The sequence below is a fragment of the Mesorhizobium sp. W050 genome (assembly GCF_054719535.1).
The window spans coordinates 1,112,580-1,134,548 of sequence record NZ_JBTTIH010000001.1 but is presented as its reverse complement, the minus strand read 5'-3'; the positions used below and the strand labels follow the sequence as shown (position 1 = coordinate 1,134,548).

The window sequence follows — 21,969 nt, the reverse complement described above, 5'->3', positions numbered from 1 at the left end:
TTCATCCCTCGCCGCCGCGCCGGGACCACAAGCCGCGGCCGGGGTCATAGCCGATGACCGCCGCGAGGAAGAAGGCGATGAGGCAGCCAAGGACCACAACCGCCGCGACAGGATCGAACCGCAGATAGAGCGCGAAGCGTATCAGCTCGACCGCCGAGCTGAACGGGTTCCAGGCGGCGATTGTTGCCAGCACCGGTCCCGCCTCGGCAAGCCGCCACAGCGGATAGAGCGCCGTCGAGGCAAAGAACACCGGAAAGATGACGAAATTCATGACACCGGCAAAGTTCTCCATCTGTGTCGAAACCGAGGAGACAAGCAGTCCGAACGCGCCAAGCATGAGGCCCGCCAGCACGAGCGCCGGAAATACCGCGACGTAGCCGAGAACGGGCGGCCGCACATCCCAGAAACGCGCGATCAACAGAAACAAATAGACCAGCGGCACGCCGACGATCACGCTGGCCAGCAGGCGCGCCGCAAGCAGGTACCAGCGCGGCAATGGTGCGGTCAGCAACAAGCGCATGCTGCCCATCTCGCGATCGTAGACCATGGCCAGCGAACTCGCCATGGCATGGAAGAGCAGCATCATGGCCGCTAGCCCGGGCACCACATACACGTCATAGAGAACATAGGTCTGGTAGGGTGGCGTGATCGACAGACCGAGAACGGAGCGGAAGCCAGCGGCAAAGATTGCCAGCCAGACCAGCGGCCGCACCATCGCCGAGAGCAGCCGACCGCGTTGCCGCAACGTGCGCAGCATCTCCCTGCGCAGGATGCCGTTGAGCGCGCGCACCGCGTGAGACGTTTTCATTCGGACTCCGTCAGCGACGCGAAGGCCTCGCCCGTGCTCGCTACACCGAGATCGGCAGCCAGACGATCGGCGCGGCCGGCCCACCGCATTGTGCCTCGATGCAGCACCACCACATCGTCATCCGCCGTTAGTTCTTCCAGAAAATGTGTTGCCCACAGGACGGCAATGCCGCGCTCGCGGCAAAGCTCCCGCACGTGCCGCTCGAGCGCGCGGCGGCCCGGCACGTCGAGCCCGGTGGTCGGCTCATCCAGCAGCAAAAGGCGTGGGCTATGCATCAGAGCGCGTGCGATCTCGACACGGCGACGCTGCCCCCCGGAAAGCGCTCGGGCAGGATCGTCGATCCTGTCCAGCACGTCCAGCCGGCCGAGTTCGTGGATGGAGCGCTCCTTGCTCAAGGCCTGGCTAAGCCCATGCAAGGCCGCGTGGTAACGCAGGTTCTCGCCGGCTGTCAGATCGAGATCGAGGGTCGGCAACTGGAAGACGACGCCCATCTGCGCCAACGCGGCGGACGGGTTGACATCCATCGCCTGGTCGAAGAAATGCACCGAGCCGGAGCGGGCGTGATAAAGACCGGTGATCAGCGAGAACAACGTCGTCTTGCCGGCGCCGTTGCGGCCTAGCAAGATGCACATCCTGCCTTGGGCCACAGAGAAAGAGACGCCGTCGAGAACCCGCCGGTTTCCGAAACTATGGCCCAGATTCTCGACCGACAAGGCGTTCATGGCCCGATCACGACGCCCCACGGCCCCCGCCCTACCGGCAGCGATTTCACCACCTCCTGGTTTTCCAGATCGATAAACGAAATATCGCCGGAATTCCCGTTTGCGCTGACCAGGCGCTTCTGGTCGCCGGAGAGCGCAACGTGCCAGGGTCGTTGACCAACAAGGTAGAGCCGACGGACCGCCAGCGTTTTCACATCGACTTCCGCAATCCTGTTGGCGGGGCCGAGCGCCACATAGACGGTCGTGCCATCGCGGGACGTCGCCATGCCGACCGCCTGCACGCCCTCGCGTCGTATACCCGGCACCTCGAACTCGACTTTGCCGGTCTGCGCGCGCGTTGCCGTGTCGAAGACGGTGACGGTGCCCCGGATCTCCGAGGACACCCAGAATTGCTTACCGTCCGGCGAGAATAAAGCCGCGCGCGGCCGGGTATCGACCAGCAGATTGTCGACGAGTTCAAGCGTGCCTGCGTCGATCAGATGCACCATGCTGGTGGTCTCCGAAGTGCAGGCGACATAGCGGCCGTCGGCGCTGGCCGCCATTCCTTCCGGTTCGACGCCGACATCCACGGTGCCGATGACCTTGGCCGCGGCGATGTCCACCACCGACACCAGATTGTCATTCTCGTTGGCGACGAACAGCCGCTTGCCATCGGGATGGACTGCGAAGAATTCCGGATCGGCTCCCGAAGGCAATTCCCCGACGACCCGCCGCTTCGCGACGTCGACCACGTCGATGCGGTTGTCGTCGCCTTCCGCGACGAACAGCATCTTGTTGTCGATCGACAGTGCCAGCCCGCGCGGACGGCGGCCGACATCGATCGTCGCCAGCAAAGTCATTGTCACGCCGTCGACGACCGCGACGGTATTATCCTGCTCATTGGAAACGTAGATGGTCTCGGCGGCGGCGGGAGCAGCAAGAGCGAACGCCGCCAACAACAGCGTCATCAGAACTTGCATGTGCTCTCCTCCAGGTCGATGCCCAGCGTGTCGAGCTGCGTGCGCTGATGCAGGAAACCCGGTTGCGGTGAGCTGGAAATCAAGAGGCGAGGCCCGGCGATCAAAATGGGCTGGCGCATCTGTCCGTCCCAGGGACGGAAACTAAGCCCCTGCCCCTTGAAGCCAGCGAGAAGAAACGCGTCGCCGCGTATATATCTGCCGATTGCCGCGGGATCGAGACTGTGCAGGCGCGTCGCCGCTTCGCCGATACTGCGCACAGCGAGCCAGGCCGCGTAGTCGCTGGGCAACATCCAGCGCCCTGCCTGCCTGTGGAAACGGTCCTGCAGTTGCGTGGCGCCCCATTCCTCGCTGACAGCGCTCCAGCCTGTGGCGACAAGCCCTTGCGTACCGGCGACGATTCTCGGCAGCGCAGTGCGGCCCTCCAGATAGGCGCCGAATTCATCCGCCTCGTCGGCGACCACGAGCACATCATAGTCGCTGACCTGCGTGACCGCCGGTATTTCGGTCTGCAGCGTGACATGCCCTGTATCGGCACGTCCGTTGGCGGGCCTGAATGTCCACGGCTGGTCGATCTTGATCTCGGCTCCGAAGCGAGCCGCCGCCCGTCGAAAGGCCGCAGCCATCGCCTGATCCTGCGAATGCGGCCCCACAAGCAGGAACCAACGCTGCCAGCGCTTCCAGGCGAGATATTGCGCCAGCCCGTCGGCGAGCATGGCGCGGCTCGGGATCGTGTGCAGGACGTTCCCACGGCAGTCCTGCTGGCGAAGCACGTCGTCCGGCGCCCGGCTGTTGAGCAACGTCATCTGCTCGGCACCGGGCGCGGCACTGGCCTGTAGAAGCTGACTGGCGTCGAGATCGGCGACGACAAAGGCGATGCCGGCATCGGCGAATTGTCTTACCGCGTCGTCCGGCGTTTCGGTTGGTTTCAATAACCTTTCCTCCAGCCGAAATTTCTGCCCAAGAAACCGGCCGGTGCTTTCGTCGTCGGCAATGCCGAGCCGTGCGCCTTGCAGGCCGTCGTCGGTGACGGTTTCATCAAGGGGTCCAAGGGGCAGAGCCGGTTTGCGCTCCTGGCCGATATACCCGATCACCATCGTCTGTTGCTCGGTGGCGCCAGGGCCGGTGATCAGCAAAAGAAAGAGAAGGCCCAGCAACAGTCTCATTGTGTCGCCCCCAGCCCAAAGCGCGACGATCCCGCTTCATCGCCACGAGAGATTGCGACATCGCGCACGATGCGGGCCGGCGATCCCTCCAGAACAATAACCCGATCACCCAGCGACGAGGCATATGCGAGATCATGCGTAACCAGCAGCGTGGTAGTCCGCCGACTGGCGAAACAATCCTGCAGCAGGCGGCGCATGTCTTGCGCGGTCGCCTCGTCGAGTGAAGCGAATGGCTCGTCGAGGAGCAGGAGCGCAGGCTCCACGGCGAGCGCCCGGGCAAGCGCTACGCGCCGCGCCATGCCGCCCGAGAGTCGCTGCGGATAGCTCTTCTCATTGCCTTTCAGGCCGACAGCGGCAAGCCACCGGGCCGCATCGGGCGCGCGATCCGGGATGGCCATCTCTACATTGCGCAAGGCGGTGAGCCAGGGCAGCAGCCTCGGTGTCTGGAACAGCATGCCTATCGGAAGCGGTCGTCCGCTCACGCTGCCGCGAAATTCGCGGTCGACGCCCGAAACGATCGACAGCAGCGTCGACTTGCCGACACCGGAAGGGCCGGTCAGGACGCAGACCTGTCCGTCGGCTATATCAAGCGACAGCGCGCGAAAGATCGTCCGGCGCTGTCCGTCATCACCGGGGAAAGTCTTGTCCTCGATCCTGATCCTCAGCATCAGCGTCGCCAGGCGAACAGACGACGTTCCAACGGCACAAGCAGTCCATACTCTATGGCAAGCATCACAACGCCGAAGCTGATCGCATAGGCAAGGATGTGGGTGACGTCGAAGTTCTGAAAATAGACCTGTAGCTGGAACCCGACGCCGTTGGAGCGGCCGAGCAGTTCGGCGAGCAACACGATCTTCCACGTCAATGCCAGCCCGCTGCGCAGGGTGACGAGAAAGAACGGCGCCAATTGCGGCAGCACGACATGCTGCAGCTTTGCAGCACGCCCGAAGCGATAGAGCTCAGCCATTTCGGCAAAGTCCTTGTCCAGCCGGCTGGCGCCTTCACGAATAGTCACCACGACATTGGGGATCTTGTTGAGCGCGACCGCAAGGACAAGCGCAGTCTCGGCAAGACCAAGCCAGATATAAATTAGAATGACCGTGATCAGCGCCGGCATGTTGAGGAGTAACACGATCCAAGGCCTCATCCATATGTCGGCTCTGTGCGAGCGGCCTGCCGCGTAGCCAAGGGCCGCGCCGATGACGATTGCCGACCCGAGGCTTGCCACGACGCGCGCAAGCGAGATGCCCAAATGGTATGGCAGCTCGCCCCGAACCGCTTCGTGCAGGAGAACCGAAACAACCTGGACCGGACCAGGAAACAGCCGATCGGCGGCGATTGATGATGCAATCTGCCAGACGAGCACCATGGTCAGCAATGCCGCAGTGGATTGACAACGCTGCATTGTGATGGGGAACGCTGGGACATCGGTCATTGGCGCGAGCTCAAGCCGGTATGGCCCGGAAGACACCAGGATCGAGGCTCGTCGCCTTGCCGACCAGATCCTCGCCGCCCAATTCGGCCAGGATTGCAAACAACCGGGCCGCGCCATCACGTTCGTCTTTGCCGAACCGACGAGGGATTCCGGCTCGATAGGCGGCGCGTAACGCCGCCTGTAGGTGAGGATCGTCCGTGCCCAATAGGGGCGCGAGCACCCGCCATTCGTCGTCCGAAGACTCGAGCAGCGACTTCGCTGCCGCGGTCGCGCTCGTGAATCGCGCGAGGGCTATCGGGTTGGCCCGCGCCCAGCTTTCATGGAAGACGTAGCCGAGCATCGGCAAGTCCACGGATACGCCAAGCCCCTGCAGGATTTGCGCGACACTGAGCAGAGGCCTTGCCCCCTCTGACTCGAGACGGGCGGCGAAATTCCAGAACGTCAGCAGTGCATCCAGTCGCCCCGCCAGAAATTCCTGCTCCAACAAAGGCGGCGCGCCGAACACTGGCTCCACCTCTTCAGCAAGATCGCGCTTCACCTGACGGAGGCCGAGCGCGCGCAATAGGATCCAGCTTTTGTCCAGCGGACCACCTGCGATCCCCAGCCTTTTGCCCTTGAGGTCCGCAAGAGTTCGAATGGGCGAGCCTTGCGGCAGTTCCAGCGCGCCGACGGCACGAGAATAGGGATAGAAGACCAGATCAGCGCCTTCGCTGCGCTGGCGCATGACCCACACCCAGTCCGAAACGATGACGTCGACGCTGCCCGCCAGCAATGCGGTCTTACCGGCTTCGGTACCGGCAAGCCGCTGAGCCTCGATTGATACGCCGTGAACAGTGTCCAACGCATGTCGCCGCATGACGTCAACTTCCCAGGCGGCGGTGCCAAATCCCAGCACGCCAAATCGCACGAGCGGCGATGGCTGTGGCGCGGCTTCTGCGGAAGCACCCAATAGCCAGCAACAAATACCCGCAAGAGCGGCCCGCCGCGAGATGTGACCCTGATCATGCCGGGTCAGCCATTCGCCTGGAAGGGTAGCAGTCAGCACGGGCGCACCGGGTGTGAAGGAACTTTCCTAACGCCGTAGCGGCAGGAATGTTCCTCAATGGTGCATGGAACTAACGGGAAAGCACCTAAGGTCCGTTTTTCAGCTCGTATAGCAGCCCGGGGGGCTTGTTCAGGCGAACAGAAGAAGGTGTCAGGGGCTACGGTCCGCTCTTGGCATCATCGACCTCCAACGCGTCCATTACAGGTGCCGGATCGCTCTTTTCGGAGCTCGGGCTCTGCACCCCGGACCCGGCGTTCTCGATCGCTTGCACGATAGCATCTTCGATGTTTCCGAGTTCGTCCTCCCTTACTTCACGCCCATAACCAGCCACCTCGGCATCTTGCTCGAATTGCTGAGCGAGCACCGCGACGCTGACTTCCTCTCGACCAGGAAGTGTGCCGACATTCTCCTGTAGCCAGTTTTGAAAAAACTCTCTGGTCGCGCTCATCTCAGACCACCCTTTCGCCAAACTAAGCGCGACGATGAGCCGAAGTTCCATGATGCGTTCACTTTCCCAGTGGCGCTGTACTCACAGCGTTGGGAGCCACGAGGTTTTTGCAGGCTTGATGAGGCAGTGGCCTTTCTCTTCACGACTCGATTGGAGTTCACTCTTATCGCGCAGTGTGCATCCTGATTGCGTCCATTTCGACCCTGTGGAACAAGCTTGTTGAGTTGAAGTTAGGCCCTATGCCAAGCTTTTCGGGCGAACCAAGTTTTTCGGGCGAACAAGTTTTTGACGTTGCCATCGTCGGCGGCGGCCCCGCGGGGCTCGCTGCAGCCATGTATTTAGCCAGGTTTCTGCGTTCGGTGATCTCGCTCGACGCGGGGCATGCGCGTGCCAAGCTCATCCCAAAATCCCGCAACTGTCCCGGTTTCCCCCACGGCATCAGCGGGGAAGAACTGCTCGGCCGCCTACGAGCCCAGGCACAGCTATACGGCGCGAGCCTTGTCCATGGTTGCGTAGGCCACGCCGAAAAACGCGAGGGTTTTTTTGTCCTGACGACCACCTGCGGGATTGTCCAAGCAAGGCGCGTGATTCTGGCAACGGGCATTGTGGACAAGGCACCTCCCATTGAAAGACTGGAGGAGGCGATCGCAACCGGCATTGTCAGACTGTGCCCGGTTTGCGATGCATATGAGGCCCGGGGTAGCCGCATCGGCGTTGTTGGTCCGGAGCATCTCGCCGTCAGGGAGGCTCTGTTCCTGAAGGGATATGGCAGTCAGGTCGCCTTGCTCGCCAATAACCAGGATGATGTTTCCGAAGCTGCCCGCGGCGCCGCCTTGGCAGGCGGAGTTGAAATCTGGGACGCTGTCGATGACCTGATCCCTCGACGAACCGGGTTCGATGTCGTCATGGCCGAGGGCGCCCCGATGCGCAACATCGATGTGGTGTACCCTTCGATGGGTAGCGACGTACGCTCCGAACTCGCGGTTGCTCTGGGGGCTAACTGTGACGCAGAAGGCTATGTCCTGGTCAACCGACACCTTGAGACTTCAACGCCAGGACTCTATGCCATTGGCGACGTGGCCGAGGGGCTCAATCAAATTGCTGTTGCGTTCGGAGACGCCGCCAAGGCTGCAACTCACATTCATAACGACCTCCGCGATTGCGCCGAGCCGGCGACGAACTTCCGGCGAAGTTGACCTGCAGATGCGAACGCACCGTACCGGCTCACCTTTGGCTGCGTTGATGCCCGGAACCCGTTCCACCCGGCGTGAGACTACCGGCTTCGGCTTTGCTAGAGTTCTCCCAGGCGCAGCCGCTGGGTTGATGGACGGGCACGCGCTGGCGAACGGCTGGAGGAAGGAATGAAAATTCTCGTCACCGGCGCGTCAGGTCTGATTGGAGCCGCGCTTTGCGCGCGCCTGACCGGCGAGAGTCATGAAGTGGTCCGCGTGCTTCACCACGCAGACACTGGCGTCCACCCGGAGATCCAAACCGTTTCCCTGGATATGGCGCGGGCCTTGCGACCTCAGGACTGGACCCCCTATCTCGCCGGTGTGGACGCCGTCGTAAACTGTGCCGGCGTCCTGCAGGATAGTGCCCGGGAAAACACCCGGCATGTCCATTCTACCGGCGCCTCGGCTCTCTTCACCGCGTGTGAGCAAGCAGGTGTGAACAAGGTGATCCACTTTTCTGCCATCGGGGTCGATCGCCAGCAGCCGTCCGCCTTTTCCGCCAGCAAGCTCGCTGGCGATGAAGCACTGATGGCACGTAGCCTTAGCTGGGTCATCCTGCGCCCCTCCGTAGTGCTGGGAAGGCCGGCCTTCGGCGCAAGTGCACTGTTTCGCGGCCTCGCGGCTTTGCCGCTCTTGCCGTTGATGCCCGACACGGGCCGTCTCCAAGTCGTCCAACTCGATGACGTCATCTCCACCGTCCTGTTCTTCCTCCAACCCGGCAGCCCATCGCACCTCACGCTGGACCTGGCTGGGCCCGAGGCACTTTCGATGAGCGAGGTCGTGGGTCGCTATCGCCGCTGGTTCGGATGGAGCAGTGCTCGGGAGTTCATCTTGCCGAATTGGGCCGCAGCTATCTTGTACAGGTTCGGGGATGCCGCGGCTCAGCTGGGCTGGCGCCCGCCGATGCGCAGCAATGCAGCAAAAGAGATTGCCCGTGGCGCTGTCGGCGATCCCCAGCCGTGGATGACGGCGACCGGCATTCAACCATCAAGTCTTACATCTGCACTGCGTTTAAATCCTGCGACCGTGCAGGAGCGATGGTTCGCCGGTCTTTACTTCGTCAAGCCGGCGCTCTTTGTCGTCTTGCCGCTCTTCTGGATCATGACCGGCATCATTTCCCTCACCGCCGGCTGGCGCAGCGGAGTTGACTTGCTGATTGGCACTGCTGCCGGCCCCTTGGCCGAACCGGCGGTAGTCGCCGGCGCGCTGGCTGACATCGCCGTCGGGGCGCTTATCGCCTGGCGCCCAACCAGCCGGCTTGGTCTTTTCGGCGCAATCGCGGTATCGCTTTTCTATGCGACCGCTGGGAGCATTCTGCGGCCGGATCTTTGGCTTGAGCCACTCGGGCCGCTGATCAAAATCCTCCCGATCCTCGTTCTGCATTTTGCAGCGCTGGCCATTCTGGAGGAACGCTGATGATGTACTTCGTGCTTAAATACCTGCACGTGATCGGCGCTGCTGTGCTGCTCGGAACTGGTGCCGGCATTGCTTTTTTCATGCTTTTGGCACACCGGACCGGGAATGCCGCGACGATCGCAGCCGTCGCCCGCATTGTCGTGCTGGCTGATTTCCTGTTCACGGCTACGGCCGTTGTCGCACAACCTCTGACCGGACTGGGCCTCGCTAGGGTTGCGGGGTATTCGCTGTCCGAAGGATGGATCGTTCTCTCGATCCTGCTCTACATCTTAACGGGCCTGTTCTGGCTGCCTGTCGTGTGGATGCAGATCGAGATGCGAAATCTAGCCACACAGGCCGCACTCTCCAACCAACCTCCTCCCGAGCGCTACCATCAGCTGTTCAGACGCTGGTTTGTCTTCGGCTTCCCAGCTTTCGGCGCCGTGCTCGCCATTTTCTGGCTGATGATTGCGCGCCCGGCAATCGAGTGGTCATCGTTGTAGCTGCGATCGGTAAGCACTGCGCCGTGAATTCATCCGTCGCGCCTAGCTGGCTCGTGCCGGCGCGATGCACTGCGGTCGGGAACCACGGTCACTGCCGCGAGTTCCTTCGCATGGCCAATCATCCCGTCACCGGCGTGCTTACTTCAATCGGCACATTAACCTCCCGCCCCGCGGCATTCCTGATCCTGTTGGTCTACGCAATCCTTTGGATGATCTTCGAGCGACAGACCCTGGACTGGCATGGAGCGGCTACCTTGTTTACGTGGGCCATGACGCTGTTCATCCAGCGAGCCGAGCACCGCGACACTCAGGCCATTCACGCCAAACTGGATGAGATCCTGCGATCAGACCACAATGCCTCGAACATCACGCGGATCGACGGTGAAGAGCCCGAGGAAATCGAAAAACACCGCCACCGCAGGCAGCAGGACGACTGATGAGCGGCGTTTTGGTTTCACGGCAGGGCGAGTAGAGGGTTTCCAGCTTTTGGCGCCTATCCAGCCCCGCCGCCTCCTGCGCTCAGGCCCAGGCCTTCGATCCTTGCTGCGGATGTGGTTCAGCGACCGAAGGATCGGAGCCTCTATTGTTCCACCGCATCCAGAAATTGGCCCGAGAACCAGGTCGGGCAAATCGGCCGGCTCGAAATGTGTCATTCGCCTTTCTGGTTGCGCTCGACGAATTTGTTGAAACGGCTGGTTTGTCCGTCACCAGTCTTGGACTGGTAAAGAAAGGCCAGATCGTTCTCGTCGAATATGCGGAAGAACTCGTCCCATTCCACCGGCTCGAATGCTTCCTCGGGTTTGCCGAAGTCGATCCGCAGGATGCCGCCCGCCCCTTTGGTGCGAACCACTGCCGGCCGTCCATCCCGCTCCTCGGCCCATTTGCGGATTTCGTCGTGATTGGTGGTCGTTTGCGACTGGGACATTGAAATCTCCTTTGATCATCGGCGTTGCCAACATCGGGCATCGTCGGGGCTGCCGGCGTCCTAACAGCACAAGGGCGGCAATGTTCCGGCACGGCGCGGCGAGCGCGATGTGGCTGCTTCCGAACGAAGCCGGCCAAAGGAACTTTGTTGAAGCCAAGGGAACAAACCTTTTGCCGAAAAGTTCGGGTCGCCAAGATTACCTGTCTGAGGAGTGGTCGTGAAACGGATATTGGTTACAGGGGGCTGCGGCTTCATTGGCCGGCATGTCGCCCAGGAACTCATCGAGCAGGATTATTCGGTTCGCATTTTGGATGTGCTGCTGGAGCAGGTGCACGCAGGCGAAACAGTCGCCCTTCCCGCCGGGGCCGAGCTGATCAAGGGCGACATTCGGGACCGGGAGGCGGTCGCCAAGGCGCTGGAAGGCGTTGACGCGGTCATTCATCTGGCGGCGGAAGTCGGCGTCGGACAGTCGATGTACGAGATCGCGCGCTATGTCGGCACCAACGATCTCGGCACCGCGACGCTGCTCGAGGCGCTGATCAAACATCCGGTCGAGCGCATTGTCGTCGCCTCATCGATGAGTGTCTATGGCGAGGGCCTCTATGCTACATCGGACGGCCGGCGCATCGACAATGCCCGGCGCAAGGCGAGCGACATCAAAAACGGGCAGTGGAATCCGCTGTCGCCGGAAGGCGAGCCCCTCTCTCCCCTGCCGACGGACGAGGAAAAGCCGGTCGACCTCGCCTCTATCTATGCGCTGACGAAATACGCCCAGGAACGCGCCGTGCTGATCTTCGGCGAAGCCTATGGCATCGATGCGGTCGCGCTGCGCCTGTTCAACGTCTTCGGCGCCGGCCAGGCGTTGTCGAACCCCTATACCGGCGTGTTGGCCAATTTTGCTTCGCGTCTCGCCAACGGCCAACGGCCAATGATCTTCGAGGATGGCGAACAGAAGCGCGATTTCGTCCATGTGGATGACGTCGCCCGCGCCTTTCGTCTTGCGCTGCAGCAACGCCAGGCAAGGGGTCACGTCATCAACATCGGCAGCGGCCGAGCCTATGCTATCAGCGACGTCGCGCGGGTACTTGCCGAGGCCATGGGAACGCCGGACCGCTCGCCAGAGTTGCTCGGCAAGGCGCGCTCCGGGGATATCCGCAACTGCTTCGCCGATATTTCCAAGGCCCGTGAGCTGCTCGGTTTCGAGCCGAGGCAACAACTGGAGAATTCGCTCGCCGATTTCGTTTCCTGGGTGCGCAACTCGTCCGCCATCGACCGCGGCGCCGACATGAAACGCGAGCTTGAAGAACGTGGGCTGGTGTCATGAATACGCGCAATCGACGCGACGCGCCCGTCGCCATTGTCGGCGGCAGCGGCTTCATAGGATCGAACCTGGCCGACAGCCTGTTGTCGGATGGCGAGCCGGTGCTGGTGATCGACAATCTCAGCCGCCCCGGCGTCGAACAGAACCTTGAATGGCTGGCGCAGAAACACGGAAGCCGCCTCATGGTCGAAACGATTGACGTGCGCGACGCCAACGCGCTTGCGCCCGTTCTGAAGAGTTCCAAGGCGATCTTCCACCTGGCCGCGCAAACCGCCGTCACAACGAGCCTGGTCCAACCGGACGAGGATTTCGACATCAACCTTCGAGGAACGTTCAATGTCCTCGAGGCGGCGCGGCTGAGCAGTGAGTTTGTTCCGGTGGTCTTCGCCAGCACCAACAAGGTCTATGGCAGCCTGCCAGACGTCGCGGTTCGCGAGGACGGCGATCGTTACCTGCCTTGCGACGGCATCATCCAAGCGAATGGCATCGACGAGACCCACGGCCTGGATTTCTGCACGCCCTATGGCTGCTCCAAAGGCGCGGCGGACCAATATGTGCTCGACTATGCCAAATCCTACGGCATGCCGACGGCGGTGCTGCGGATGAGCTGCATTTACGGGCCGCGCCAGTTCGGAACCGAGGATCAAGGCTGGGTCGCGCACTTCCTGCTGAGTGCGCTGACGGGACGTCCAATCACCATTTACGGCGACGGCAGACAAGTGCGCGACATACTGCATGTCTCCGATGCGGTCGCCGCCTACAGGGCCACGCTCGATCGTATCGAGACGACCAAAGGCCAGGCATTCAATCTTGGCGGCGGCCCCGATAATGCGATCAGCCTGCGCATGCTGTTGAGCGAGATCCGTAGCTTGACCGGCCGTGAGCTTTCGATCCGCCATGATGGCGAACGCACCGGCGATCAGCCCTTCTTCGTCGCCGACACCCGCAAGATCAAAGCGATGCTTGGCTGGAAAGCTCGTGTTTCATGGCGCGAAGGCATTCGCGATCTCGCAGACTGGCTGCAACAACACCGGCTCCAGCCTCGCCCCGAAGTCGTGAGGTACGTCGCATGAAAATCGCCCTGGTAAACCCGTTCTGGACCTACGACGACAGCATTTATTTCGGCTGCCGCCAACCACATCTCCCTCTGGAACTCGGCTATTCGAAATCCCTGCTCGAAACAGCCGGCCATGAGGTGTTGATGCTGGATGGGCAATTGCAGGAGCTCGACAACTCGGACCTCTCCGAGCGTGTGGCTGATTTCGGGCCGGCAATAACGGTCGTCAGTACCGCCCCGACTTATCTGTTCTGGCGCTGCGCACCACCCGAGTTGCGCGTGCCGGCCGATTTCCTCAACCGTCTCGCCGGGCGCGGTGGACGCACAGTCGCGGTCGGGCCGCATGGCTCGGCTACGCCCGCGCCAACCTTGCGCAAGCTTGGCGTCGACATTGTTGTGCGCGGCGAATGCGAGGAAATCGTCGCGGAACTTGCCCGGCGCGACGACTGGAGCGCGGTGCCCTCGACCGCTTACCTGCGCGACGCCAAGGTGGTTTTGACCGGCGGCGTCCACGCCAGTTCGTTTGTCGATCATCCGCCACTCCAATGGCCATCAGACTGGATCACAGCCCATTCGCACCACCATCACAGGTTCGATGACAAGCAGGTTGGGTTCGGCGCGGAGGTCGAAGCATCGCGCGGCTGCCCCTACAATTGCAGCTTCTGCGCCAAGATCGATTTCCGCGATGCCTATCGCCGCCGAAACCACGAGGCGGTCATAGCGGAAATCGATGGGCTGATTGCCCAGGGCGTCGGCTACATTTATTTCATCGATGAAATCTTCCTGCCGCAGAAAGCGCTGCTGGAAGCGTTGATCGATCGCGACGTGAAGTTCGGTGTGCAGACCCGCATCGACCTTTGGAAACCCGATCTGCTGGAACTGCTCGGTGCGGCCGGCTGCGTCTCCATCGAGGCCGGCCTCGAAAGCCTGACCGTGGAAGGTCGTGCGATGCTGGCGAAACGCTGCCGGCTGGGTACCGAGGAACTTGCCGCGCTGCTCGTCAATGCCAGGCGTCACGTTCCGTTCGTACAGGCCAATCTGATCGGCGTCGTCGAGGATGACCCTGCCCTTGTGGACTACTGGCGAACGCACCTGATCGACAACGGCGTGTGGGCCAATGAACCCGTACCGCTTTATCCATATCCGAGTTCGCCAAGCTATCGCGAGCTTTGGGGCGAACCCGACGACCTCGCCTGGGAGCGCGCCCATGATCACTATCTCGCATCATTCCAGAAGTTCAGCGACATCCAGGAAAGGCGCCCGCGTCCGCTGGCGGAACTGGAGGCGACATGTTGCGGACACTGACGCCGCGCTCGCGGCGCATCCTGATGACGGTCGACGCCGTGGGCGGCGTGTGGCGCTATGCGCTCGACCTGGCCAGGGAACTTGTCAATGGCGGCGATAGCGTAGTGCTTGCCGGTCTCGGTCCGCCACCGTCCAGGCAGCAGGCCGACGAGGCGGAGGCTTTCGCGAAGCTGATCTGGCTCAACACGCCGCCGGATTGGATGACCCGGAACGGCGGTGATCTCGACGCGCTGCCTCGGGAGTTGCATGCGCCCATGCGCGACCACGCCATCGACCTTGTCCATTTCAACGCGCCTTCGCAGGCGGCGGGATTCGACGCGCCATGCCCGGTCGTGGTGGTCTCCCATTCCTGCGTGACGACTTGGTTCCATGCGGTCAGAGGACAGGCGGCGGATGGGGCATGGGCCTGGCAGAAGGAGCGCAACAGACGCGGCATGGATCGGGCCGACGCGGTCATCGCGCCGAGCCGCAGCCATGCCGACATGCTAGAGACCTGCTACGGCCCGATCGCGCGCTTGAGTGTGGTCACAAATGGTGCCCGTCCTCTGCCGAAGGCCGAAAAGCATCAACCGCTCGTCTTCGCCGCTGCCCGCTGGTGGGACGAGGGCAAAAATGCGGCGGTGGTCGATCAGGCGGCGTCCCTGACGCGATGGCCTCTGTTTGCCGCCGGTTCGACGAACGGCCCAAACGGCGAGCATGTCAGCTTCAGCCATGCTGTTCCTCTGGGAGCAGTGCCGTCCGATGAGGTGCGTTCGTTGATGGCTCGCGCGGGTATTTTCGTATCGCCATCGCTCTACGAGCCATTCGGCCTGGCCGCGCTGGAAGCCGCCATGTCGGCTACGCCCCTGGTGCTTTCCGATATCGCCACCTATCGCGAACTATGGGACGGGGCCGCGATATTCTTTGACGCGCGCGATCCGCACGATCTCGCTGCCTGCCTCAACCGTCTCTCCAGCGATGCCGAGCTCCGGCGAGAGCTTGGCCAGGCAGCCATCCGACGCAGCCGCAGGTTTAGGCTGACAAAGCAGACAGCGGCTATGCGCGGCGTGTACGACAAAGCGGCCTTAGCGATGGCGGAGCGCTGATCATGCGCTTTGTGTTCTACACCCACTCGGTCGTTTCCGACTGGAACCATGGCAATGCCCATTTCCTGCGCGGCGTCATGCGAGAGCTGGTCCAGCGCCGGCATCAGGCGATTGCGCTGGAGCCGGCGAATGGCTGGAGCCGGTCGAATCTGCTGGCTGAGAAGGGGTCGTTCGCCATCGAACGCTTCCGCAAGGATTTTCCCGAACTGATGCCGGTGACCTACGATGCCGGATTTGATCACGAAGCCTGGATTGCCGAGGCCGACGTTGTGATCGTTCATGAGTGGACGGATCCGGAGCTTGTCGCACGTATTGGCCGTGCCCGGGCCGCCGGCGGCAACTTCATCCTTCTTTTTCACGACACCCACCACCGGGCCGTGTCTGCGACCGAGGCACTCTCGGCGCTCCGGCTGGAGCACTATGACGGCGTTCTCGCCTTTGGCGAAACCTTGCGCGAGAGCTATCTGCGCGCCGGCTGGGGCAAGCGCGTCTTCACTTGGCATGAAGCGGCGGACGATCGCCTGTTCAAGCCGCACCCGGAGATCCACCCCACCTCCGATCTGGTCTGGATCGGCAACTGGGGCGATGATGAGCGGACCGCCGAACTCAAGGAGTTTCTGATCGAGCCGGTGCACGATCTCCGCCTTGATGCCGCTGTTCACGGCGTACGCTACCCCAAGACCGCACTTGCGGATCTGGCCACCGCAGGACTGCGCTATGAGGGGTGGATCGCCAATGCCGACGTGCCGAAGGCCTTCGCCGCGCATCGTGTCACCGTTCACATCCCACGGCGCCCCTATCGCGAGAGGTTGCCCGGAATCCCGACGATCCGCATGTTCGAGGCACTCGCCTGCGGCATTCCGCTGATTTCAGCGCCATGGTCCGATGTCGAGCAGCTTTTCAGGCCCGGTGTCGACTTCCTGTTTGCCGAGAATGGCTCGCAAATGCGGCAACAGCTTCGGACGGTGTTGTCCGACGAGGACTTTGCGGCCTCCCTGGTGACCTCGGGTCTCGAGACCATCCGCTCGCGGCACACCTGCCGCCACCGCGTCGACGAGTTGCTCGGCGTGCTCACGCAATGCGCGAACCGACACACCGCCGTCCCGACAGCCGCAAAGGAAGCCGTCGCATGAAGATCGCATTCTATGGATCGAGCCTTTTGTCGTCCTACTGGAACGGTGCCGCGACGTACTATCGCGGTTTGCTCAAGGCACTTTCGCAATTGGGTTACGAGATCACGTTCTACGAACCCGATGTCTACGACCGGCAGAAGAACCGCGACATCGAAGCTCCCGACTGGTGCACTGTCGTCGTTTATGAGGCGACCCAGCATGCGCTGATGCAGGTCGCGGCACGTGCCGCCGGCGCCGACATCGTCGTCAAGGCGAGTGGCGTCGGTTTCGAAGACGAGGCGCTGCTTCGCGCCGTTCTCGACCACGCCCGCAGCGACGCGCTTGTCGTATTCTGGGACGTGGATGCGCCAGCCACGCTTGCCCAGTTGCGCGACGAGCCGGACCACCCGCTCCATCGTGCACTGCAGGAGATCGACCTCGTGCTGACCTATGGTGGCGGCGATCCCGTTGTCTGGGCCTATCGTGCCATGGGCGCCAAGGAGTGCGTGCCCATCTACAATGCGCTCGATCCCGAAACGCACCATCCGGTCGCCAGCAAAGCGCGTTTTGCCTGCGACCTGGCGTTCCTCGGAAACCGGCTGCCGGACCGTGAAGCGCGTGTCGAATCGTTTTTCCTCGATCCCGCCAGCCAGCTGCCGAAACAGCGTTTCCTGCTCGGAGGCTCGGGTTGGGGCGACAAGCCGCTCCCCACCAATGTAGGCTGGCTCGGCCATGTCGGCACCCGCGATCACAACGCCTTCAATGTCACCCCAAAAGCCGTGTTGAACATCAGCCGCGACAGCATGGCCGCCAACGGTTTTTCACCGGCCACGCGAGTGTTCGAGGCGGCCGGCGCGGGCGCCTGTCTCATCACGGATGCATGGCTGGGCGTGGAACTGTTCCTGAAACCAGGCGAGGAGATCCTGGTCGCGCGTGACGGCGGCGATGTCGCCGAAATAATGCGCTCGCTGACCCCCGGGCGGGCCAAGGCAATCGGCCAAGCCGCACTTCACCGCGTGCTGGCGGACCATACCTACGCGCTTCGGGCGGATGTGGCGGATGCCGTCTTCAAACGTCATTTCGAGCACGGGGCCGTGGAGGCAGCGGAATGACCAAGAAACTGGACATCGTCTTTCTCGGCCTGTCGCTGTCCTCATCCTGGGGAAACGGCCACGCCACGACTTTCCGGGGTCTTTTGAAAGGCTTGCACGGACTCGGTCACCGGGTGACTTTTCTGGAGCGCAACGTGCCGTGGTACGCCAATCACCGCGATCTGCGCGATCCGGAGTTCTGCGCCTTGCGCTACTACGAAACCACTGCGGAGCTGCAACGCGACTACGCACAGTGCCTGGAGCAGGCCGACATCATCGTCATCGGATCCTTTGTTCCAGAAGGACGCCAGGTCATCGACATCGTCGCCTCGCTTTGCAAGGGGCAGCTCTGCTTTTACGACATCGACACCCCGGTGACCCTGGCCAAGCTTTCAGCCGACGATTGCGATTATCTGAGTTCGCGGCAAATTCCGTACTTCGATGTCTATTTCTCCTTCACTGGCGGACCAACGCTCAACCATCTGGCGCAAGACTTCGGCGCACGCCATGCCGAACCTCTCTATTGTTCGGTCGATCCAGAACGGCATCACCCGACAGGAGATCCGATCCGCTGGGATCTCGGCTATCTCGGCACCTACAGCATGGACCGGCAGACAACGCTGAACGCTCTGCTGCTCGAGCCCGCACGGCATATGCCGAACCTCCGTTTCGTCGTGGCCGGCTCCCAATATCCATCCGACATCATCTGGCCGGACAATGTCGAACGCATCGAACATTTGCCGCCAGCCGATCACGCCGCGTTCTATAGCCGTCAGCGCTACACGCTGAATGTCACACGCAGTTCCATGATCACCGCAGGATGGTCGCCCAGCGTGCGCCTGTTCGAAGCGGCGGCTTGCGGCACGCCCATCGTCAGCGACCACTGGCCAGGGCTCGACAGCTTCTTTCCCGCATCGGCGATCCACACCGCCGCGGAGACGGACGAAGTCATCGATATCCTCGTTGGCGAGTCCGAGCGCGCACGCCTGGCCATGGCCGGCCGGGCTCGCAAACTCGTCCTCGCTTCCCACACCGGTGGGGCCAGGGCTCGCGAATTCGTGGCGGCGCTGACCCAACCAAGGGCGACGGCCCTCGATCTCGACATTGGAAGTGCAGCATGAACGGCAGACAGGAGAAAACAGCGATGCGACAGACAAGAAAGGCGCACAGGGCAAAGACGGTGCTTGTTGCCGGCGGCGCGGGTTTCCTCGGTTCGCATCTTTGCGAAGTATTGCTCCGCAACGGCTGGCGCGTGATCTGCGTCGACAATTTTCTGACCGGGCGCATGGAAAACATCATCTCGATCATGGACCGGCCGGGTTTCCGGTTGATCGAGCAGGACATCTGCCGGCCACTGGATCTCGGCGAGCCCGTGGATCACATCTTCAACCTGGCCTGCGCCGCCTCACCGCCGCGTTATCAGGCCGACCCGATACACACCACGCGTACCTGCGTGATCGGAACCCTCAACCTGCTCGAACTCGCTGTCCGCAATGACGCGCGACTGCTGCAGGCCTCGACGAGCGAAGTGTATGGCGATCCGGAACAACACCCGCAAAGGGAGGACTACGTCGGTCATGTGAACTGCACCGGCCCACGCGCCTGCTACGACGAGGGCAAGCGCACCGCCGAAACGCTTTGCTTCGACTATCTAAGGGCCGGCAAGGCCGACGTCCGCGTCGCGCGCATCTTCAACACCTACGGTCCGAGAATGGATCCGGCCGACGGTCGCATCGTCTCGAATTTGATCATGCAGGCGCTCGAGAAGCGTCCGCTGACGATATTCGGCGACGGCCAGCAAACGCGATCCTTCTGCTATGTCTCCGACTTGATTGATGGATTGATGCGCCTGATGAACATCGACCCCAATCCGGGCAAGCCGGTCAATCTGGGCAATCCCGGAGAATTCACCATCGTGCGACTGGCGGCATTGGTGAAGGCGATGACCGGCACCAAGTCGGATCTGAAATTTCTGCCCCTGCCGCAAGACGATCCTCGGCGCAGGCAGCCTGATATTTCGCGTGCGAAAACGCTGCTCGGCTGGTCGCCGAGAGTGCCGCTCAACGAAGGGCTCAAGCTGACGATCGATTATTTCGCGGCGCTCGAAGGCACCGGCATCGGCGATCAGATGACAGGCCTTGCCAAAAGGAGACCCGCAGGCGGGCTGCAGAACCTTCCTGCATGACGTGGGCCGCGGCCGGACCTGCCCGGAGATCGTGCGGAACATCCATCCAACCTTGTAGTTTGGCGGGAGGGACCCGATACGGAGGATCATCCTCATGCAACCCAAGCGACCCGCGAAGGATGTCGACAAGATTGCCGAACGCGAGGCGGCTGCCTATTTGCGGCGCTCCTCGATCACCTATCTCGAGTGCTGCGTCAGCTTGATGATGACGCATCTGCAGCGCGAGGAAGTGGCCGCTATTCTTGAGCAGGAAGCAGACATGCTGCGAAGGCTGGATTGATCGAAACGTTACACCTGAGATTCGTCCAGGAATCGTATCAGCCCCGCCCTGTATCGGTCTGCCGTCGCGGCCAGCCTTGCTTTTTCCTGGCCATTTTCGGATTGCGCAGCCGTGCTCCAGAGCCCGATTTGGAACGCCAAATAGCAGGGTTCGAAAAAATCGATGTGGCCATTGTCAATATCGAGCCCCATCCCCTCGACCAATGTCGTCACATCGCTGTCGGACAGTCCATATTCGACACAGGCGCCGGCAATGTCCCACTCTATCGGCTGGCAGCCAATCAAATCGTGTGCCCGGCAATGGTCGACGGCATCTGTCTTGACCACCGTGCCATCGGCACAAACGAGAAACTCCCACGCGTGAAGCTTTCCGTCGATTTCCACCCGCTGCAGAACATGCGCAGGGGTTTTTTTCGAGAGCCAATGGCGCAACGTCGCCGCTCGGTTCTCGCCCAGGGCTTCAGATGTATTGGAAACAGCCATTTCCGCGAGTGCGAGCAATGATGCACCCGGTTCGCAGGTTCGGAGATTGAGCGCCCGCCAGGCTAGATAGCGCGTCAACTCCGCGACCAGCCTTCCTCTGGGCAGCGGCGCCTGGTCCATCGTGGTGCCGTCAATCCACCGTTCGACCAGAAAGCCGTGGCAAAGCCCGACCACTTGCGATCCGAACCCGGCTTTCCCCAACATTTCCGCGGCTCGTCTCTTACGCCGTCCGGTTTCGCCGAGGCCGGCGAATTTGACGAGCCAGCGACCACACCCCGCGGACGCCAGGAATTTACGCCGCTCGATGCCGCGCGGGCTCGGCGGCCAATGCTTTTCGTCGACGTAGTGGACGCTCCTCCATTCGCCACCAGACAGTTCGGTCAGGCGTAATTCGGGGCTGCCGACCGCCTCGGCCACCCATTCGCTAAGCGTGGGAATGTTCGAGCTTTCGGGGAAGGTGCATTCGAGCGCCGTCGCCACATGTTTCGGACAGCGCGACCATGTCTCCCTAGCCTCCCGTGACGCTTCGATGCCCGGGTTGCCAGGATGGCTGGGAAACAGGTGAATGCGGTCCATACCAATACCCAGTTCCCGCAGCCACGCGACGACGGCGTGCATCGAACTGCCGGACAGACCGGGACCTTCGTCTACAACGGCGAAGCGTGCCGATGGATTGTTCTTCCAGGAAGCGATCGAGCGCGAATCGGCATTGATGTGCCTGCGGAAAGGATGGCCGACCGGACGAACGCTGAACGGCGCCGGCGCGCCAATCGCGGCAGCCACTATGGCGGCAAGCCCCAGGCCGATGCTGCGGATGCCGATCACGCATGTGTTCGCATCGAGACCTGACTCCTGCGCCGCTCCCAAATAGCTTTCGGGATAAAGCGCGTAATGCGCGTAACCCTCGGCAGAACCGGTCAGAACCTCAGCCTCGCAATCCAACCCGTCCAGCAGTTGGAGAAGTCCCGGCTCGATGCCACCGCCCACGGCGAAACCGCTTCGCCACGACTTCGCCACCTCTGCCGCAAGACCAACCAGCAATCTGGCGCCTTGCTGTTGCCGCGGCGAAAAGATGTCGATGCCCCTGTTCTCGAAATCGACATCGGCAAGCGCGCGAACCAGTTCCGATACGCTGATGAATAGGCCGACCAACGCGGCATGGCGTCGGACGCCATGAGCCATGCGGTCCAGACTTTGAGCAATTTCGCTCGCAGCATCGCGAAGCCGTTCTGCGCTCTGCCTCCGCTTCTGGTCGCCGTAAACGATCATCGATCGGTTTTCCAATGCTTTGCCTTGCGCCAACGCAGCGAGCGCTGCTTCGATCCAGTGTCTTGCGCAATTTTTCGGCAGGCCAAGGAACATTCCGGCACGCTGGTGGTTCGGCGGCAGGAACTTACCTTTGAACAGCATAGGGCG

General features: G+C 62.0%; 23 protein-coding genes. 13 read left to right on the top strand and 10 right to left on the bottom strand.

Annotation, left to right across the window (positions count from 1 at the left end):
- Position 1: 1 nt before the first annotated feature.
- The 8 genes from ACYG9Y_RS05425 to ACYG9Y_RS05390 all read right to left on the bottom strand — a co-directional run bounded on the left by ACYG9Y_RS05425 (position 2) and on the right by ACYG9Y_RS05390 (position 6,631).
- A complete protein-coding gene (locus ACYG9Y_RS05425) occupies positions 2 to 808 on the bottom strand; it encodes an ABC transporter permease (RefSeq protein WP_023713344.1) in 807 nt (268 codons plus the stop codon).
- Positions 805 to 1,530, bottom strand: coding sequence for an ATP-binding cassette domain-containing protein (locus ACYG9Y_RS05420; RefSeq protein WP_023739564.1), 726 nt, complete (start codon positions 1,528 to 1,530; stop codon positions 805 to 807). Before ACYG9Y_RS05420 ends, ACYG9Y_RS05425 begins: the two co-directional genes overlap by 4 nt.
- Positions 1,527 to 2,489, bottom strand: a complete 963-nt coding sequence (locus tag ACYG9Y_RS05415) for a PQQ-dependent catabolism-associated beta-propeller protein (protein WP_023739565.1) — start codon at positions 2,487 to 2,489, stop codon at positions 1,527 to 1,529. Before ACYG9Y_RS05415 ends, ACYG9Y_RS05420 begins: the two co-directional genes overlap by 4 nt.
- The gene (locus ACYG9Y_RS05410) at positions 2,477 to 3,652 is read right to left on the bottom strand and encodes a type 1 periplasmic-binding domain-containing protein (RefSeq protein ID WP_023739566.1); all 1,176 of its coding nucleotides are present in this window, start codon (positions 3,650 to 3,652) and stop codon (positions 2,477 to 2,479) included. The genes ACYG9Y_RS05415 and ACYG9Y_RS05410 overlap by 13 nt, the downstream gene beginning before the upstream one ends.
- On the bottom strand, positions 3,649 to 4,320 hold the full coding sequence (locus ACYG9Y_RS05405; RefSeq protein ID WP_023714661.1) for an ABC transporter ATP-binding protein: 672 nt from the start codon (positions 4,318 to 4,320) through the stop codon (positions 3,649 to 3,651). The genes ACYG9Y_RS05410 and ACYG9Y_RS05405 overlap by 4 nt, the downstream gene beginning before the upstream one ends.
- A complete protein-coding gene (locus ACYG9Y_RS05400; RefSeq protein WP_245260469.1) occupies positions 4,320 to 5,204 on the bottom strand; it encodes an ABC transporter permease in 885 nt (294 codons plus the stop codon). The genes ACYG9Y_RS05405 and ACYG9Y_RS05400 overlap by 1 nt, the downstream gene beginning before the upstream one ends.
- Positions 5,098 to 6,132, bottom strand: a complete 1,035-nt coding sequence (locus ACYG9Y_RS05395) for an ABC transporter substrate-binding protein (protein ID WP_031253266.1) — start codon at positions 6,130 to 6,132, stop codon at positions 5,098 to 5,100. Before ACYG9Y_RS05395 ends, ACYG9Y_RS05400 begins: the two co-directional genes overlap by 107 nt.
- A 157-nt stretch (positions 6,133 to 6,289) precedes the next feature.
- The gene (locus tag ACYG9Y_RS05390; RefSeq protein WP_023667997.1) at positions 6,290 to 6,631 is read right to left on the bottom strand and encodes a DUF768 domain-containing protein; all 342 of its coding nucleotides are present in this window, start codon (positions 6,629 to 6,631) and stop codon (positions 6,290 to 6,292) included.
- Positions 6,632 to 6,819: 188 nt separating this feature from the next.
- On the opposite strand from ACYG9Y_RS05390, the gene ACYG9Y_RS05385 reads away from it, so the two are divergent.
- From ACYG9Y_RS05385 to ACYG9Y_RS05370, 4 genes are all read left to right on the top strand, one after another.
- The gene (locus ACYG9Y_RS05385) at positions 6,820 to 7,776 is read left to right on the top strand and encodes an NAD(P)/FAD-dependent oxidoreductase (protein WP_031253265.1); all 957 of its coding nucleotides are present in this window, start codon (positions 6,820 to 6,822) and stop codon (positions 7,774 to 7,776) included.
- 165 nt (positions 7,777 to 7,941) lie between these two features.
- Positions 7,942 to 9,228: an SDR family oxidoreductase gene (locus tag ACYG9Y_RS05380; RefSeq protein ID WP_023739571.1), complete on the top strand. Its 1,287-nt coding sequence runs from the start codon at positions 7,942 to 7,944 to the stop codon at positions 9,226 to 9,228.
- On the top strand, positions 9,228 to 9,710 hold the full coding sequence (locus ACYG9Y_RS05375) for a DUF2269 family protein (RefSeq protein ID WP_023681104.1): 483 nt from the start codon (positions 9,228 to 9,230) through the stop codon (positions 9,708 to 9,710). Before ACYG9Y_RS05380 ends, ACYG9Y_RS05375 begins: the two co-directional genes overlap by 1 nt.
- A 110-nt stretch (positions 9,711 to 9,820) precedes the next feature.
- On the top strand, positions 9,821 to 10,147 hold the full coding sequence (locus ACYG9Y_RS05370) for a low affinity iron permease family protein (RefSeq protein ID WP_023739572.1): 327 nt from the start codon (positions 9,821 to 9,823) through the stop codon (positions 10,145 to 10,147).
- A 212-nt stretch (positions 10,148 to 10,359) separates the two neighbouring features.
- Here ACYG9Y_RS05370 and ACYG9Y_RS05365 read toward each other — a convergent pair whose 3' ends face one another.
- Positions 10,360 to 10,635 (bottom strand): hypothetical protein, encoded by a 276-nt coding sequence (locus tag ACYG9Y_RS05365; RefSeq protein WP_023667991.1) that lies wholly within the window; start codon positions 10,633 to 10,635, stop codon positions 10,360 to 10,362.
- A 217-nt stretch (positions 10,636 to 10,852) separates the two neighbouring features.
- On the opposite strand from ACYG9Y_RS05365, the gene ACYG9Y_RS05360 reads away from it, so the two are divergent.
- From ACYG9Y_RS05360 to ACYG9Y_RS05320, 9 genes are all read left to right on the top strand, one after another.
- Positions 10,853 to 11,959: an NAD-dependent epimerase/dehydratase family protein gene (locus tag ACYG9Y_RS05360; protein ID WP_023681102.1), complete on the top strand. Its 1,107-nt coding sequence runs from the start codon at positions 10,853 to 10,855 to the stop codon at positions 11,957 to 11,959.
- Positions 11,956 to 13,029, top strand: a complete 1,074-nt coding sequence (locus ACYG9Y_RS05355) for a GDP-mannose 4,6-dehydratase (RefSeq protein WP_023691444.1) — start codon at positions 11,956 to 11,958, stop codon at positions 13,027 to 13,029. The genes ACYG9Y_RS05360 and ACYG9Y_RS05355 overlap by 4 nt, the downstream gene beginning before the upstream one ends.
- Positions 13,026 to 14,318 carry a TIGR04295 family B12-binding domain-containing radical SAM protein gene (locus ACYG9Y_RS05350; RefSeq protein ID WP_023739573.1) on the top strand — a complete coding sequence of 431 codons (1,293 nt, stop codon included), beginning with the start codon at positions 13,026 to 13,028 and terminating at the stop codon, positions 14,316 to 14,318. The genes ACYG9Y_RS05355 and ACYG9Y_RS05350 overlap by 4 nt, the downstream gene beginning before the upstream one ends.
- The gene (locus ACYG9Y_RS05345) at positions 14,303 to 15,403 is read left to right on the top strand and encodes a glycosyltransferase family 4 protein (RefSeq protein ID WP_023681099.1); all 1,101 of its coding nucleotides are present in this window, start codon (positions 14,303 to 14,305) and stop codon (positions 15,401 to 15,403) included. The genes ACYG9Y_RS05350 and ACYG9Y_RS05345 overlap by 16 nt, the downstream gene beginning before the upstream one ends.
- A gap of 2 nt (positions 15,404 to 15,405) precedes the next feature.
- A complete protein-coding gene (locus ACYG9Y_RS05340) occupies positions 15,406 to 16,536 on the top strand; it encodes a CgeB family protein (protein WP_023739574.1) in 1,131 nt (376 codons plus the stop codon).
- Positions 16,533 to 17,627, top strand: coding sequence for a CgeB family protein (locus tag ACYG9Y_RS05335; RefSeq protein WP_023667985.1), 1,095 nt, complete (start codon positions 16,533 to 16,535; stop codon positions 17,625 to 17,627). The genes ACYG9Y_RS05340 and ACYG9Y_RS05335 overlap by 4 nt, the downstream gene beginning before the upstream one ends.
- Positions 17,624 to 18,727: a CgeB family protein gene (locus ACYG9Y_RS05330; RefSeq protein WP_023725529.1), complete on the top strand. Its 1,104-nt coding sequence runs from the start codon at positions 17,624 to 17,626 to the stop codon at positions 18,725 to 18,727. The genes ACYG9Y_RS05335 and ACYG9Y_RS05330 overlap by 4 nt, the downstream gene beginning before the upstream one ends.
- A 23-nt stretch (positions 18,728 to 18,750) precedes the next feature.
- Positions 18,751 to 19,791 (top strand): UDP-glucuronic acid decarboxylase family protein, encoded by a 1,041-nt coding sequence (locus tag ACYG9Y_RS05325; protein WP_023681096.1) that lies wholly within the window; start codon positions 18,751 to 18,753, stop codon positions 19,789 to 19,791.
- A gap of 94 nt (positions 19,792 to 19,885) precedes the next feature.
- Positions 19,886 to 20,071, top strand: coding sequence for a hypothetical protein (locus tag ACYG9Y_RS05320; RefSeq protein ID WP_023667982.1), 186 nt, complete (start codon positions 19,886 to 19,888; stop codon positions 20,069 to 20,071).
- Between the two features lie 8 nt (positions 20,072 to 20,079).
- Here ACYG9Y_RS05320 and ACYG9Y_RS05315 read toward each other — a convergent pair whose 3' ends face one another.
- The gene (locus ACYG9Y_RS05315; protein WP_245260472.1) at positions 20,080 to 21,963 is read right to left on the bottom strand and encodes a hypothetical protein; all 1,884 of its coding nucleotides are present in this window, start codon (positions 21,961 to 21,963) and stop codon (positions 20,080 to 20,082) included.
- Between the last annotated feature and the right edge of the window lie 6 nt (positions 21,964 to 21,969).

Excerpts from the sequence above, each read along its gene's own strand:
- ACYG9Y_RS05415 (WP_023739565.1), bottom strand. The coding sequence starts at position 2,489 with ATGCAAGTTCTGATGACGCTGTTGTTGGCGGCGTTCGCTCTTGCTGCT.
- ACYG9Y_RS05425 (WP_023713344.1), bottom strand. The coding sequence starts at position 808 with ATGAAAACGTCTCACGCGGTGCGCGCGCTCAACGGCATCCTGCGCAGG.
- ACYG9Y_RS05345 (WP_023681099.1), top strand. The coding sequence starts at position 14,303 with ATGTTGCGGACACTGACGCCGCGCTCGCGGCGCATCCTGATGACGGTC.
- ACYG9Y_RS05320 (WP_023667982.1), top strand. The coding sequence starts at position 19,886 with ATGCAACCCAAGCGACCCGCGAAGGATGTCGACAAGATTGCCGAACGC.
- ACYG9Y_RS05340 (WP_023739574.1), top strand. The coding sequence starts at position 15,406 with ATGCGCTTTGTGTTCTACACCCACTCGGTCGTTTCCGACTGGAACCAT.
- ACYG9Y_RS05420 (WP_023739564.1), bottom strand. The coding sequence starts at position 1,530 with ATGAACGCCTTGTCGGTCGAGAATCTGGGCCATAGTTTCGGAAACCGG.
- ACYG9Y_RS05385 (WP_031253265.1), top strand. The coding sequence starts at position 6,820 with ATGCCAAGCTTTTCGGGCGAACCAAGTTTTTCGGGCGAACAAGTTTTT.
- ACYG9Y_RS05405 (WP_023714661.1), bottom strand. The coding sequence starts at position 4,320 with ATGCTGAGGATCAGGATCGAGGACAAGACTTTCCCCGGTGATGACGGA.
- ACYG9Y_RS05330 (WP_023725529.1), top strand. The coding sequence starts at position 17,624 with ATGACCAAGAAACTGGACATCGTCTTTCTCGGCCTGTCGCTGTCCTCA.
- ACYG9Y_RS05375 (WP_023681104.1), top strand. The coding sequence starts at position 9,228 with ATGATGTACTTCGTGCTTAAATACCTGCACGTGATCGGCGCTGCTGTG.
- ACYG9Y_RS05380 (WP_023739571.1), top strand. The coding sequence starts at position 7,942 with ATGAAAATTCTCGTCACCGGCGCGTCAGGTCTGATTGGAGCCGCGCTT.
- ACYG9Y_RS05370 (WP_023739572.1), top strand. The coding sequence starts at position 9,821 with ATGGCCAATCATCCCGTCACCGGCGTGCTTACTTCAATCGGCACATTA.
- ACYG9Y_RS05325 (WP_023681096.1), top strand. The coding sequence starts at position 18,751 with ATGCGACAGACAAGAAAGGCGCACAGGGCAAAGACGGTGCTTGTTGCC.
- ACYG9Y_RS05350 (WP_023739573.1), top strand. The coding sequence starts at position 13,026 with ATGAAAATCGCCCTGGTAAACCCGTTCTGGACCTACGACGACAGCATT.
- ACYG9Y_RS05355 (WP_023691444.1), top strand. The coding sequence starts at position 11,956 with ATGAATACGCGCAATCGACGCGACGCGCCCGTCGCCATTGTCGGCGGC.
- ACYG9Y_RS05315 (WP_245260472.1), bottom strand. The coding sequence starts at position 21,963 with ATGCTGTTCAAAGGTAAGTTCCTGCCGCCGAACCACCAGCGTGCCGGA.
- ACYG9Y_RS05410 (WP_023739566.1), bottom strand. The coding sequence starts at position 3,652 with ATGAGACTGTTGCTGGGCCTTCTCTTTCTTTTGCTGATCACCGGCCCT.
- ACYG9Y_RS05365 (WP_023667991.1), bottom strand. The coding sequence starts at position 10,635 with ATGTCCCAGTCGCAAACGACCACCAATCACGACGAAATCCGCAAATGG.
- ACYG9Y_RS05390 (WP_023667997.1), bottom strand. The coding sequence starts at position 6,631 with ATGGAACTTCGGCTCATCGTCGCGCTTAGTTTGGCGAAAGGGTGGTCT.
- ACYG9Y_RS05335 (WP_023667985.1), top strand. The coding sequence starts at position 16,533 with ATGAAGATCGCATTCTATGGATCGAGCCTTTTGTCGTCCTACTGGAAC.
- ACYG9Y_RS05400 (WP_245260469.1), bottom strand. The coding sequence starts at position 5,204 with ATGGCGCGGCCCGGTTGTTTGCAATCCTGGCCGAATTGGGCGGCGAGG.